Raw genomic sequence first — 14,116 nt, forward strand, 5'->3', positions numbered from 1 at the left:
CATACGAGATACCCATCACGGCCGAATACAAATCGCATGTCGTGGCTGCCGGCGACGAGAACATAACCACTCAGGTACTCGTGCAGCCAAAGAGCGACAATCCGATTACTGACGTGACCCAGCTTGCCGGACGTGAGGTATACGTGGAAGCCGGCTCAAAATACCTGTACCGACTTGAAAATCTCAACGACGAAATCGGAGGAGGAATCAAAATCCATCAGGTAAAGAGTGACACCATTATTACCGAGGATCTTATCGAGATGGTTGCAAACGGAGAGATACCGCTCACTATCGTAGACAGCGATATCGCGCGTATCAACCGTACATATTACAATAGTCTTGATATAGGTCTGCCGGTAAGTTTCGAGCAACGGGCCGCCTGGGGTGTCTCGCCTCAGAAACCATGGCTTGCCGACAGCATTACCGAATGGATGGGCCAGGCCGAACCACGCAAGGCCCAGGCACGGATTCTGAAACGCTACTTTGAACTCAGCAAAGAATCGCCGGCGCTATCCATCGATTTCTCAAAGGGACACATATCCCCCTACGACCGGTTATTCCGCCGGTACGCAGGCGAAATCGGATGGGACTGGCGCATACTTGCCGCACAAGGATACACCGAGAGCCGGTTTGACTCAACGGCAGTGAGCTGGGCCGGAGCGAGAGGAGTAATGCAAATAATGCCGCGCACGGCACGCGCCTACGGACTGTCTGCGTCCAAAATCACAAATCCCGAGGCAAATATCCGCACTGCAGCGGCTATAATGAAGGCGCTCGACAAATCCCTGTCAAAAAAAGTGCCCGATTCCGAAGAACGGCGTAAATTCACCCTCGCGGCATATAATTCAGGCATCGCACACATATACGATGCCATAGCCCTTGCAAAAAAATACGGAAAAAATCCGCAGATATGGGAGGGTAACGTTGCCGATGCCCTTCTCATGAAGGCCAAACCGGAGTACTACAATGACCCGGTATGCAAATACGGTTATTTCCGAGGAAAAGAGACCACGGCATATGTACGCAAAGTCATGGATTTCTATAAACGCAGCACCGGACAAATAAAACTGTAATCCGGGTATAAATAAGACATTTTTTCGTTTAACAACCTATAAAATCCCCTAACAACAGAACTTATGAAAAGAAGATATTTATTTGTAGGGCTTGTACTCGCTCTCGCCGGTTCGATGGTATCGACATCCTGCATCGGAAGTTTCGCTCTCACCAACAAGATTCTTGGCTGGAACCACACTGTAGGCAATAAATTTGTCAACGAACTCGTGTTCATAGCTTTCTGTATAGTTCCCGTATATGAAGTATCAGCTCTGGCCGATGTACTTGTCATCAACAGCATCGAATTCTGGAGCGGAAACAATCCTGTAGCTTGCGGCCGCAGTGTCATCGAAGGCCAGGATGGCCGTTACCTCGTTGACTGCGACAAAACCGGATATACCATCACAAGCGAAAACGACGGCAGCGTAGTGCGACTCGACTTCAACTCCGACGAACAGACATGGAGCGTACGCACACCCGACATGGAGGAAGGCGTTATGTTCATGACTATGATTGACGACAACAACGTAGAGATGGTAGGCGCCGACGGCAACATGCACCGTGTGGCACTCGACGCTCAAGGCGTGCTCGCCTATCAGCAGCAGGCTCTCCCTGCCATGCTTGCCACCCGATAAAAACGGATGAAACGATTTTTCTTAGCAACAATGATAATAGCCGGAGCCATGGCCTGTACGGGCCATGGCAACCGTGCTGTATCCGGTGAGTCAGCCTCAGGACAATCCGCTACAGCCTCCGGCAGTCTTGATGCCGTAGACTTCAATGCCGACTCCGCCTACAGCCATATTGCCGCCCAGGTAGAGTTTGGCCCGCGCATCCCCGGCACCGCACCCCACTCGGCCTGTGTAGAATACATTGCCGGCCGACTCCGCTCCTACGGAGCCGATACGGTAATGATACAGCGCTCAAAGGTCGACGGTCCGTCGGGAGGAGTCATACCGGTATCGAATATCCTGGCACGATACAACTCCGGCACAGGACGCCGCATACTGCTTGTAGCCCACTACGATACACGCCCGTGGGCTGACAACGATCCGGATGCCGCCAACCATAACAAGCCGGTGCCGGGCGCCAACGACGGCGCCAGCGGTGTCGGTGTACTGCTCGAACTCGCACGACTGATGGGAGAACACAATCCCGCTGCCGGAGTCGACATATTGATGGTCGACGCCGAAGACAGCGGAAATGACGGCGACGAGAACTCGTGGTGTCTCGGCACACAGGAGTGGCTCCGCAGCAAGCCATACAAAGGCATGGTGCAGCCGGCCTACGCAATATTGCTCGATATGGTAGGAGGTGAAGGCGCTGTATTCCGACGCGAGATTATAAGCGACCACTTCGCACGCAGCGTCAACGACCGCATATGGGCCGTAGCCTCAGCGTCGGGATATGCCGACCGATTCGTAAATGCTTCCGGAGGTGGTGTCACCGACGACCACGTCTTTATCAATCGCGCCGGGATACCGGCTGTCGACATAATCGACGCCGCACATCCGTCGACCGGCACATTCCCACCGACATGGCATACTGTTGCCGACAATATGCCCGCTATATCAACAGCCACTCTCAAGGCTGTAGGACAGACCGTAGCCAACGTAATATACACAGAAAAAGCAGAATAGACAATGACTATCAACGATATACAGGACGAAATAATCGAAGAGTTCGTCGATATAGACGACTGGATGGACCGCTATGCCTATATAATCGACATGGGCAATACACTGCCGCCGATGCCCGAGGAATACAAGACTCCGCAGTACATCATCGAGGGATGTCAGAGCCGGGCATGGCTGCATGCCAATCTTACTCCCGACGGACTGATACACTTTACAGCCGACAGCGACGCCATAATAGTAAAGGGAATCATCAGCATGTTGCTCAAGGTATTAAACGACCATTCTCCGGCTGAAATCGCCGATGCCGACTTGTATTTCATCGACAAAATCGGACTGGCCGAAAATCTCTCCCCCACGCGCTCCAACGGTCTTGCCGCCATGGTTAAGCAGATGAAGCTCTACGCCATAGCCTATAAGGCAAAACTTGAGACCGAAGGCAAGTGACAGCTTGCCCGACTACACTCCCGAAACGAATAAACCATTTAATATACCAATCATTATGTTTAAAAACCAACCCGCAGGACTGTACGTACTGTCGCTTGCCAACACCGGCGAGCGTTTCGGCTACTACACCATGCTTGCTATCTTCCTCCTCTTCCTGCAGGCTAAGTTTGGCTTTGACTCGACAGTGTCGGGTCAGATCTATGCCGGCTTCCTTGCACTCGTTTATTTCATGCCGCTCATAGGCGGATGGGTCGCCGACCGCTGGAGCTTCTCCAAGTGTGTGGTTACCGGTATAGCCGTAATGTTCATAGGCTATATGGTAATGGCTATCCCGACCGAAATCCGCAGTACATCATCGCTTGTGATTCTGTGCGGAGCGCTGCTCCTTATCGCTGTAGGAACAGGCCTGTTCAAGGGCAATCTACAGGTAATGGTAGGCGACCTGTACAACAACGCACGTTTCAGCGGACAGCGCGACGCCGCATTCTCACTCTTCTACATGGCAATAAATATCGGCTCTATGTTTGCTCCTATGGCAGCGACAGCCATGTGTAATATGGCCATGAAGGCACAGGGCCTCACATATGTAAGCACCCTCCCCGCCATGTGCAACCTTTATCTTGACGGACATGAAAACGCCGCCGAGATAATCGCGACCGCCACAGAAGCAGGAATGGTGCCCGGAGCCGACCTCACAGCATGGGCATCGCAGTACATAACCACCCTGACTACCGGCTATAGCTACGGCTTTGCTGTGGCTTGCGTATCGCTCATTGCCAGCTTCCTCATCTATTCTCTCGGCCGTAAGACATACGCCCACATCCTCAATGATAAGAAAAACGACTCTGCGAAAGCAGCCGTGTCAGCAGGTCCCGAACTTACCCCTGCGCAGACCCGCCAGCGCGTTATCGCCCTGCTTCTCGTGTTTGCCGTAGTGATATTCTTCTGGATGGTATTCCACCAGAACGGAGCAACACTCACCGAATTTGCCAAGACATGCACATCGCCCGAAGCCGGAGGATGGACCCGCATAGGATTCAACGTATGGGCACTCCTCAGCATTGCCGTAGGCGTCTACGCACTCTTCAACCTGTTCCAGACCAAGAGCAACCTCAGCCGGTTCATATCCGTAGCGCTGCTCGCACTGGTCGCATGGGCCGTATACTACTTCTACAACACCACCCCCGACCCCCTTACAGGTATCCAGCCACAGGAGTACCAGCAGTTCAACCCCTTCTATGTAGTAGCGCTCACCCCGGTAAGCCTCGCATTCTTCGGATGGCTCGCAAAGAAAAAGAAAGAGCCCTCCGCACCTCGTAAAATCGGTTATGGCATGCTCATGGCTGCCATAGCATATGGTGTAATGTGTATCGGCTCGCTCGCTATCGTAGGCACATCAGCAGCAGTATCGCCCAACTGGCTCATCAGCACCTACCTGCTCCTCACATTCGCGGAGCTCCTGCTCTCTCCGATGGGTATATCCTTCGTAAGCAAGGTAGCTCCTCCCAAGCTGAAAGGCTCTATGATGGGCGGATGGTTTGCAGCGACAGCCGTCGGCAACTATCTCGTGTCTATCCCGATGCTTCTTTGGGGTAAAATCTCCACAGCAGCCCTTTGGGGTATTCTCATCATCATCTGCCTTATCTCGGCAGCCTTCATATTCTCGATTATGAAAAAGCTCGAGGCAGCCACCTCCGACACTCCCGCACCCGATGCTGACTCGCTCGAGACTGTCGAGAATGAGGCCATCTGATAACTCATTCCATCGACTGCGGTATCAAAACAGATACCGCAGTCGATAAGCCGGTTCGAAAATAGAGCCGTAAATAATATGAAAAACGGCAAATTTCCCACACATATCTTTGTGGAAAATTTGCCGTTTTCTAAATTTATGCCTATCTTTGCACCGCTTAAGCCCCACAGAAGGGGTTGGGCAAATGATTGTCTTATGGTGTAATGGTAGCACTGCAGTTTTTGGTTCTGCCTGTCTAGGTTCGAATCCTGGTAAGACAACGCAAATTTTAAGGAGTCAAGTTTTGAAACTTGACTCCTTAATTATTTTATGCCCGCACATCTGCACAGATACCGAAGCCAGCTGCGATAGTATGGAATCTACGAAACAGTGAACGTATGAATTACGGCTATAATCTCCACCCAAAAAATAGCAACATATAGCCGGATTGAATGCTCCGACCATAAATCGGGCACTCTTACCATGTGATGACTAAACATGTGATGACTAAATCTGTGTTGTCGGGCGGGCGCCCACAGACCATACAAAGCGTATCAGTCGAAACGCTTGCGGTTGAACACGAAGTTGCGTCCGAGATACTTCTCGCGCACTACCGGATTGCCGGCAAGCTCTTCGGATGTGCCCTGAAACAGGATTTTACCTTCAAACAGCAGATATGCACGGTCAGTAATACGCAAAGTCTCCTGAGCATTGTGGTCGGTAATAAGGATTCCGATATTTTTCTCCTTGAGCTTGTATACTACCTCCTGGATATCCTCTACCGCGATAGGGTCGACACCGGCAAACGGCTCGTCGAGCATTATAAACTTCGGGTTGATAGCCAGACAGCGTGCTATCTCAGTACGTCGGCGCTCGCCACCCGACAATTGGTCGCCGAGGTTCTTGCGCACCTTCTGCAATCGGAACTCCGATATAAGGCTCTCCAGCTTGTCGCGCTGGTATTCGCGCGAGGTATTGGTCATCTCGAGCACCGCGCGTATATTATTCTCTACAGAAAGTTTGCGGAACACCGACGGCTCCTGTGCAAGATAGCCGATACCGTTCTGCGCACGCTTGTACACCGGATACTTGGTGATGTTCAGGTCATTGAGAAATATCTGGCCCTCATTGGGTGTAATAAGTCCTACCGTCATGTAGAACGTAGTCGTTTTACCGGCTCCATTGGGGCCGAGCAGTCCTACAATCTCACCCTGTGTTACGTTGATTGACACATGGTTGACCACCGTACGCTGACGGTATTTTTTCACAAGATTATCCGTACGCAACACCATCTTACCCTCGTACAGAGGGCCCTGGTCAGGGTCAGTCACTTCAACAGAATCTGAAGACACACCGGCTGCAATGTCAGTACCGGCATTTTCAGCCGTCTCTGTATTTATAATTACCGAGTCAGCCCCGGATACGGAATTTTCGTTATATTTCGCGGTCATATCCTATCTACTCTACGGCGATTATCGGTTGAGATTGAGTCGGCTCTCGATATAGTCGGTAAGCAACTGCACGGCTACACGGTTGTTGGCACCCTGGGGCACAAGCAGATCGGCGTTGCGCTTCGACGGCTCGATATACAGCTGATGCATAGGCTTCAGGATAGCCTCATATCTGTCGATTACCATCTGTGGAGTACGCCCGCGCTCAATGCAGTCGCGTGAAATCACACGTATGAGGCGGTCGTCGGCGTCAGCATCGACAAACACCTTCACATCCATCAGCTTGCACAGTTCAGGCTGTGTAAGTATAAGAATTCCCTCGATTATCACCACGTCGCGTGGCTCTACGGTGATTGTCTCCGGCTGTCGTGTGCATGTCAGATAGCTATATGTAGGCATTTGAATGGATTTCCCCGCCTTAAGCTCGCGAAGATGCTGCTCAAGCAGTTCCCACTCTATCGCTGCAGGCTCGTCAAAGTTGATATCACAGCGCAATTCCGGAGCGATATGGCTTGAATCGCGATAATATGAGTCCTGCGGCAACACCGCTACCTCGCCCTGAGGAAGAGAGTTTATTATTTTATTGACTACGGTAGTTTTTCCCGAACCGGTACCACCGGCTATGCCTATTACCAACATTATCTGTTATATTTATTTAAACATGCTGACTGATGCTACGGACAAATACGCCCTACAGCACATTCGGCCAGTTTATACGACACAAAGTAAACAAAAAAAATGCTACGAGCCAAAGAAATTGCTTAACTTTGACCCACATATTGATATGCCTTATGATAATAGAATCGTCACTGGCCCGTTTCGGGCAATACTGCATATTCATGAGCCGTGTATTCGGCGTGCCACAGAAGTGGCGCGTTTTCGGCCGAAAGTTTATTCAGGAGATTGGCAAGCTGGGGCTTGACTCAATCCCCCTGACCATAATAATAAGTATATTTATCGGCGCGGTAATCTGCATACAGATGCAGCTCAACATGACAAGTCCGATAATGCCGGCATACTCTACTGGACTTGCCACCCGCGACATCCTGCTCCTGGAGTTCAGCTCGGCGGTGCTATGCCTTATCCTGTCGGGAAAAGTAGGTTCCAACATTGCCTCGGAGATAGGCACCATGCGCGTCACAGAGCAAATCGACGCTCTGGAAATAATGGGTATCAACTCAGCCAACTTCCTCGTTCTGCCTAAGATTCTGGCCTTCATGGTATTCATACCAGTGCTGGTAATATTCTCGATTGCCACCGGCCTTTTCGGCGGATGGATTATAGCGGCATTCACCGACCTGATTCCGGTATCCAGATATATCTACGGCATACAGACGATGTTTATCGAATGGTACGTATGGTACACCATAATCAAGGCAATCGTATTCTCGATTATAATCACCTCAGTAGCCTCTTTCTGCGGATATTATGTGAAAGGCGGCGCCCTCGAGGTGGGCAAGGCCTCGACCAATGCGGTCGTATCCAGCTCTATCCTCATACTGCTGTTTGACGTCATACTTACAAAACTCCTGATGCAATGATAGAGGTAAAGGACATAGAAAAATCTTTCGACGGAGTACGAGTGCTCAAAGGTGTAAGCGCTACCTTCGAGACAGGCAAGGTCAATCTCATAATCGGCCAGAGCGGTTCGGGCAAGACTGTGCTCATGAAATCGCTCGTTGGACTCGTGCGCCCCGAGCATGGCGAGATTCTTTACGACGGACGCGACCTGATGACCATGGGACGCGAACAGTTGCGCCATCTGCGCACCGAGATAGGTATGCTCTTCCAGGGTTCGGCCCTGTTTGACTCGGAGACGGTGCTCGGCAATGTCGAATTCCCTCTTATGATGTATACCAGCATGACCCTGGCCGAGCGACGCGAGCGCGCACGCTTCTGCCTTGAGCGTGTAGGGCTGAAGGGTGCCGACGACAAGTATCCGAGCGAGATATCGGGAGGCATGCAGAAACGTGTGGCAATTGCACGCGCCATTGCCCTCAATCCAAAATATCTATTCTGCGATGAACCGAACTCCGGACTCGACCCGAAGACATCGATACTCATCGACGAACTGCTCTACGACATCACCCACGAGTATGGCATAACCACCGTAATCAACACCCACGACATGAACTCCGTACTTGGTATCGGTGAAAACATCGTGTTCATCAACAAAGGACACCGCGAATGGGTAGGCAACAAGGAACTCATATACACAACGACCAACGAGGCCCTCACCGACTTCGTATTCGCCAACGACCTGTTTCAGAAAGTGCGCTCCTACGTGCTTGAGCACGCTCATAAATAACGCCGCCACAAAAGCGTCACATGTATTCCGGCTGTATCATCCGCCGAAGGCTTCTGTTATCCTGACCAATGACAGATACGTGCAATGTTGATTTGTAACACCCATTTTTGGCTATGCAGTTTTGTCATACACAAGAATTGGAGTAACTTTGCGTAAGATAATAACCCTGTTAGCATTTTCATGGAAAAAGTAGTTGCAAAAGTGCTGTTGTTATTGTCGTCAGCATCCGTTACGACAATATACGCGCAAGCCGCCGACCAGGCTGATACTCAAGAAAAATCATTTGATTATATACCGAAAGTACACGGCACTGTACGCACACGCTACGAAATGGCTACCGAAGATGTCATGTCGCGATTCCAGGTGCGCACGGCACGCATATCGGTAAGCGGCAACGTAGCCCCGTTTATCGACTATTTCATGCAGACCGACTTCAACGACCGCGGTTCATATACATTCCTCGACGCATGGGGACGCGTGGCCGTAACCGAAGACATAAAGATATCAATGGGTCAGATGCGTATACCGTTCAGCGTCGATGCAAGCCGTGCGCCTCACCAGTATTACTTCGCCAACCGTTCGACAGTGAGCAAACTCGTAGGCCAGCAGCGCGGAGTAGGCGGAAAAATAGCCGTAGCTCTGCCCGGCACAGGACTGACAGCCGAGGCAGGAGTGTTCAATACCCACTCCATCACCCGACACAAAGTATGGGAGCGCACAATGGATGCCTCCTGCAAGGCACGCTACACATTCGGCAACATGTTTGTCGAGGGTGGTTTTGAATCCGTAATGCCCGACTCCGTACGTATCAATCAGATTGACGGAGCAGTACACTGGGGAGACGGACGCTGGATGATAGAGGGTGAATACCTCTACAAGCATTATACCAACAGCAGTCTCAAGCCTACCCACGCCTGGAATGTAATGGCCGACTACTCTATGCCTATACGCACCAATACATTCAACCGGCTGTCGCTGCAGGCCCGCTACGACGGAGTGACCGACAACAGCCAAGGTACACGCAACAGCGACGGCGAGTTGTATATCACCCAGCCGCGCCATCAGCGTGCCACAGTCGGAGCTACTCTTAGCTACATACATCCCAAAGTAAGAGCCGATGTGCGCATCAACTACGAAAACTATTTCTACCCGTCAGATACAAAAGTGAACATCGAGGATAAAAACAAGCTCGTGCTTGAACTCGTAGTCCGCTTCTGAGCAACAACACCAACATCAGTATAATTACTATACCATACATCTATGTCGAAAATAGGATCAGTTATGACCCCGGTGGGGCGCAAGGCGCTACTGCTGGGCAGTGGAGAGTTAGGCAAGGAAGTCGCTATCGAACTCATGCGCTATGGCATTGAGGTAGTGGCTTGCGACCGCTATCCCAACGCTCCGGCCATGCAGGTGGCCCACCGCAGCCATGTGTTCAATATGCTTGACGGTAACGAGCTACGCCGCATCATCGAACTCGAGCGTCCCGACCATATCATACCGGAAGTCGAGGCTATCGCCACCCCTACTCTTCTTGAACTTGAGAAAGAGGGATACAACGTAACTCCCACCGCACGCGCGGCATGGCTTACCATGAACCGCGAAGGCATACGCCGTCTCGCAGCCGAAGAACTCGGTATCACCACCTCAGCCTACCGCTTCGCATCAACCCGCGAGGAGTTTGAAAAGGCCATTGAGGAAATCGGCATACCATGCGTGGTAAAACCCATCATGAGCTCGTCGGGACACGGACAGAGCACAGTGAAGAGTGCCGGCGACATCGACCGCGCATGGCAAACAAGCCAGGAGGGCGGACGCGCAGGAGCCGGACGCGTGATTGTAGAAGGATTCGTCGATTTCGACTACGAAATCACACTGCTTACCGTGCGCAGCTGTTCCGGAACAGTATATTGCGAGCCGGTAGGCCATATACAGATTGATGGCGACTACCGCTACTCATGGCAGCCACAGCCTATGAGCGCCACTGCGCTCGAGTCGGCACAGGAGATTGCCAAAAAAGTCACCGATGCTCTTGGCGGATACGGAATATTCGGTGTCGAACTATTCATAAAAGGCGACCAGGTGATATTCTCCGAGGTATCTCCCCGTCCCCACGACACAGGTATGGTGACAATGATTTCGCAGGACCTCAGCGAGTTCGGACTCCACGCACGCGCGCTGCTCGGACTCCCTGTGCCTTCAATCCGATTCTACGGTCCGTCGGCATCACGTGCTGTGGTTGTAGAGGGTGATACTGACAAGGTAGAGTTTGACAACCTTGAGCAGGTACTCGCCGAGCCGGGCGTACAGATACGCATATTCGGCAAGCCCGAGGTAAAAGGCCACCGCCGTATGGGTGTGATTCTCGCTACCGACGAGAGCGTCGACGCCGCACGTGCCAAAGCCGAGCGTGCCTACGAGGCTCTCCGCGTCAACGTTCTGCCCAGATAATAATCTGACGGTATAACAACTGATAATGGCGTCGTGTCAAGCGTTGACACGGCGCCATTAACATATAATTACGGTTTAAACGCAGCCATCACAGCGTCGACATACTGTCGTCCCACAGGGAGCACCTTACCGCCGTAGAGCCTTATCTCATGGCGGTTGAAACTCTCTACCTTAGCAACCGGTATGATATAGGAACGATGGATACGCAAAAAGTCCTTCTGAGGCAGCATACCGTATATATTCTTCAGAATACCGCGTGAAACCACACATGTACCCTTTACCCTGAAAATCTTGGAATACCCTTCCATGGCCTCGATATACATAATATCGTCGAGAGGTATGCTGACGTTATTATACTCCTGCTTTACAACAAGACTTTGGCCCTTTTTGGCGGCGTCGGCATACTCTATGCGCCTGAATGCCTTCTCCATCGCAGCCTTAAAGCGTGAATAGGCAAACGGTTTGTGGAGATAGTCGACAGCATCAAGATTGAAGCCGTCGAGCGCATATTGCAGATATGCTGTAGTAAATATAAAGCATGTGCCTTCCGGAAGCCCGGATGCAATCGACAGTCCGTTGATATTCTCCATCTCTATGTCGAGGAACACTATGTCGGGGCGCTCGGAGTCAATGACACGCATACCCTCGGCCGGATCGGTGAATGTAAGCAACGACACACCACCAAGACGCTCGCAGAATTTCTCTATGACATCAAGGGCGAGCACCTCATCATCGATTGCCACACATCTTACAGTCCGTTCCATATCATCAGCCAAGTTTTATGTTAAGATTTACCGTGAAAATACCATCCTGTTCCTCTGCGACAAGCGAATGCCGTCCCGGATACAGGGCCGCCAGGCGCGCCCTGCAGTTCTGCATGCCTGCCGGCATCTCCTTGCGGAACATATCGGCATGCCTCATCACACGGTTGCGGGTCAGCAGCTCAAGTTCGCCATTGCGCACAGTAAGCGATATATTTATCTCACAGTCAGTACTTGTCGACGAACCATACTTAAAAGCATTCTCGACAAATGTAAGGAGTATCATCGGCGGAATCTCAATGTCATCGTCGTCGATACGATAATGGCAGGATACCCTGGTATGCTCGTTGAGCCGAAGCATCTGTAGGTCTATATAGTTCTGTATATAAGTAAGTTCGTCGCGCAGTGCCACATACTCGTTGTCGATAGTCACATAGGTATATTTCAGGATTTCTGTAAACTTGATAAATGCATCTTCGGCCTTCTCCGAAGTACCTATTACCAGACTGTACAGCGAATTGAGGGTGTTAAACAGAAAATGCGGGCTAATCTGTGCCTTAAACATGGCAAGCTGTGCCTTGTCGCGCTGATTTTCAATCTTTTCCTTCTGCAATATATGCTCATACAGTTCAAGCACAAACGATACTGTAAGCGAATATGCCACTACAAGCGACAGCATGAGCCACATACCTATAGTGATGCTGTAATTGCGCATATTGGTCTGATATTCGCTCATGGCCGGAGTTATAAAGTCAATATCCGGCAGCGGATAGTAGGTAAGAGCAAGATTTACACCCAATATGGCAACCGCTAAAACGGCAATTCGCTTGTAACGGCGACCTATAAGAAGAGCCGGCACGTCAATACGCTTGATTATGAAATAGCATGCATAAAGAAACACACATGCCAGACAAAAAAATACCGGACTGTCTTTTATCCAATAATGCACGGGGCCGAGAAATATCAGCAGAGGCATAAATATCAGACAGAAAAACAAATCGAATATCAGAGCGGTCTTATTTTCCGGAATTTTCATTCTGCAAAATTAACTGATATTGTCTATCGCTCCAAAAATGCCAATAGCATGTTTGAACAGCCGGTTCGACAATAAATTTGAATTAATGTTAAACTTTTATATCTAAAGTATGTTTTAATTAAAAATTTACTTAAAAATATTTATATGCATCTGAACTTGATAAAAGGAGTCATGATAACACCTGACCGCAATCCAAAACCGGATATTCTGAAATTCTATTTTAAATAGATTTTCGTATCTTTGTAGACAAGTTGTTACGTAAACAGTATATTTTCATTAATGAAATACATCATCGTCATACTCATACTATCGACTGCAATGGCCGCCTGCGCCCCAAAAGATCCGACTGAAAGCCGACAGGATCTTATGGAGGCATCCCGACAGGAACTCGCCACAGCTGTGTCGGAACGCGACATGCTATTCGCTCTTGTAAAAGAGATTGCCGACGATATGGAGGAGATGAAACGACTGGAAAATATAATATCGGTAACTCCCGTATCATCTGAATCCGGTGTCAGAGAGTATTCCCAGCTTCGCAACGATATGGCAGCCCTGAAACGCTCGCTCAACCAACGACGCCAGCGCCTTGCTGAAGTTGAAGAGCAACTGCAACAATCCGGACTCTTTACCGACGATTTGCAGGATGTAATCGATATCATGCGTAAACAGCTCGACACTCAGTCGTCGGAAATCAAGACTCTGAATGCAAAACTGTTGCATGCCAATTCATCCATAATAGCGCTTAATACAACCATTGACTCTCTAAACCAAAGCATCGACAAGGCAAACACACAGCGCGACTCCATCGGACAGAGCGCCGCACGCTTTGAGGAAGAGCTCAACACATGCTACTATATAGTCGACAGCAAATCGGCGTTGAAGGACATGCATATCATCGAGGGCGGATTCCTCCGGTCGACACGACTGACCCACGACTTCGACAAAAGCGCATTCAATACAGGTGACAAACGCTCGCTCGGAGCTCTGAAGATGACGTCAAATAAAGCCCGTCTGCTAAGCAACCATCCCGATTACTCATATGAAATAATTGATAACGGCAATACAAAACTGCTTGTTATCAAGGATCCCGAAAATTTCTGGTCGCACACCAACTACCTCGTGATTCAGACCGACTGACAGCCGATGTCAGAAGTTTGACGATACCGAAATTTAGAGCTTGTTTAATAATAAATGTTGCCGCCAGGGTCGTATAGCTTGAGACGATTTTCGATATGTGACGAAG

The 14,116-nt window shown here is 50.2% G+C and carries 14 protein-coding genes; 10 read left to right on the top strand and 4 right to left on the bottom strand.

Going from position 1 to position 14,116, the window contains the following annotated elements:
• The 5 genes from K2I50_RS02190 to K2I50_RS02210 form a co-directional block, all read left to right on the top strand.
• Window positions 1-1,073: MltF family protein (locus K2I50_RS02190; protein ID WP_301024614.1), on the top strand; the 1,073-nt coding region annotated here is incomplete at its 5' end.
• A 63-nt stretch (window positions 1,074-1,136) separates the two neighbouring features.
• A complete protein-coding gene (locus tag K2I50_RS02195) occupies window positions 1,137-1,688 on the top strand; it encodes a DUF3332 domain-containing protein (protein WP_301024615.1) in 552 nt (183 codons plus the stop codon).
• Between the two features lie 6 nt (window positions 1,689-1,694).
• Entirely contained in the window at window positions 1,695-2,693 is a 999-nt protein-coding gene (locus K2I50_RS02200; RefSeq protein ID WP_301024616.1) for a M28 family peptidase, read from the top strand.
• Between the two features lie 3 nt (window positions 2,694-2,696).
• The gene (locus K2I50_RS02205) at window positions 2,697-3,134 is read left to right on the top strand and encodes a SufE family protein (RefSeq protein WP_301024617.1); all 438 of its coding nucleotides are present in this window, start codon (window positions 2,697-2,699) and stop codon (window positions 3,132-3,134) included.
• Between the two features lie 55 nt (window positions 3,135-3,189).
• The gene (locus K2I50_RS02210) at window positions 3,190-4,887 is read left to right on the top strand and encodes a peptide MFS transporter (RefSeq protein ID WP_301024618.1); all 1,698 of its coding nucleotides are present in this window, start codon (window positions 3,190-3,192) and stop codon (window positions 4,885-4,887) included.
• A gap of 533 nt (window positions 4,888-5,420) precedes the next feature.
• Here the strand turns inward: K2I50_RS02210 and lptB are convergent.
• Both lptB and udk read right to left on the bottom strand, forming a co-directional pair.
• Window positions 5,421-6,158: an LPS export ABC transporter ATP-binding protein gene (gene lptB, locus K2I50_RS02215; RefSeq protein ID WP_301024627.1), complete on the bottom strand. Its 738-nt coding sequence runs from the start codon at window positions 6,156-6,158 to the stop codon at window positions 5,421-5,423.
• Window positions 6,159-6,338: 180 nt separating this feature from the next.
• Window positions 6,339-6,956 carry a uridine kinase gene (gene udk, locus K2I50_RS02220; RefSeq protein WP_301024619.1) on the bottom strand — a complete coding sequence of 206 codons (618 nt, stop codon included), beginning with the start codon at window positions 6,954-6,956 and terminating at the stop codon, window positions 6,339-6,341.
• A gap of 152 nt (window positions 6,957-7,108) precedes the next feature.
• On the opposite strand from udk, the gene K2I50_RS02225 reads away from it, so the two are divergent.
• The 4 genes from K2I50_RS02225 (at window position 7,109) to purT (ending at window position 11,076) form a co-directional block, all read left to right on the top strand.
• Complete coding sequence (locus K2I50_RS02225) at window positions 7,109-7,858, top strand: MlaE family ABC transporter permease (protein WP_301024620.1); 750 nt, start codon at window positions 7,109-7,111, stop codon at window positions 7,856-7,858.
• Window positions 7,855-8,625, top strand: coding sequence for an ABC transporter ATP-binding protein (locus tag K2I50_RS02230; RefSeq protein WP_301024621.1), 771 nt, complete (start codon window positions 7,855-7,857; stop codon window positions 8,623-8,625). The genes K2I50_RS02225 and K2I50_RS02230 overlap by 4 nt, the downstream gene beginning before the upstream one ends.
• Window positions 8,626-8,805: 180 nt before the next feature.
• On the top strand, window positions 8,806-9,843 hold the full coding sequence (locus K2I50_RS02235; RefSeq protein WP_301024622.1) for a porin: 1,038 nt from the start codon (window positions 8,806-8,808) through the stop codon (window positions 9,841-9,843).
• Between the two features lie 42 nt (window positions 9,844-9,885).
• Window positions 9,886-11,076: a formate-dependent phosphoribosylglycinamide formyltransferase gene (purT, locus tag K2I50_RS02240; RefSeq protein WP_301024623.1), complete on the top strand. Its 1,191-nt coding sequence runs from the start codon at window positions 9,886-9,888 to the stop codon at window positions 11,074-11,076.
• 68 nt (window positions 11,077-11,144) lie between these two features.
• Here the strand turns inward: purT and K2I50_RS02245 are convergent, their stop codons facing one another.
• Both K2I50_RS02245 and K2I50_RS02250 read right to left on the bottom strand, forming a co-directional pair.
• Window positions 11,145-11,840 (bottom strand): LytR/AlgR family response regulator transcription factor, encoded by a 696-nt coding sequence (locus tag K2I50_RS02245; protein ID WP_301024624.1) that lies wholly within the window; start codon window positions 11,838-11,840, stop codon window positions 11,145-11,147.
• 4 nt (window positions 11,841-11,844) lie between these two features.
• Window positions 11,845-12,873 carry a sensor histidine kinase gene (locus K2I50_RS02250; protein WP_301024625.1) on the bottom strand — a complete coding sequence of 343 codons (1,029 nt, stop codon included), beginning with the start codon at window positions 12,871-12,873 and terminating at the stop codon, window positions 11,845-11,847.
• 279 nt (window positions 12,874-13,152) lie between these two features.
• Between K2I50_RS02250 and K2I50_RS02255 the strand changes: the two genes are divergently transcribed.
• On the top strand, window positions 13,153-14,010 hold the full coding sequence (locus K2I50_RS02255) for a Cbp1 family collagen-binding glycoprotein adhesin (protein ID WP_301024626.1): 858 nt from the start codon (window positions 13,153-13,155) through the stop codon (window positions 14,008-14,010).
• The last annotated feature ends 106 nt before the right edge of the window (window positions 14,011-14,116 follow it).

Origin of the sequence: Muribaculum sp. (assembly GCF_029051885.1) — a bacterium.
Classification (GTDB): Bacteria; Bacteroidota; Bacteroidia; order Bacteroidales; family Muribaculaceae; genus Muribaculum.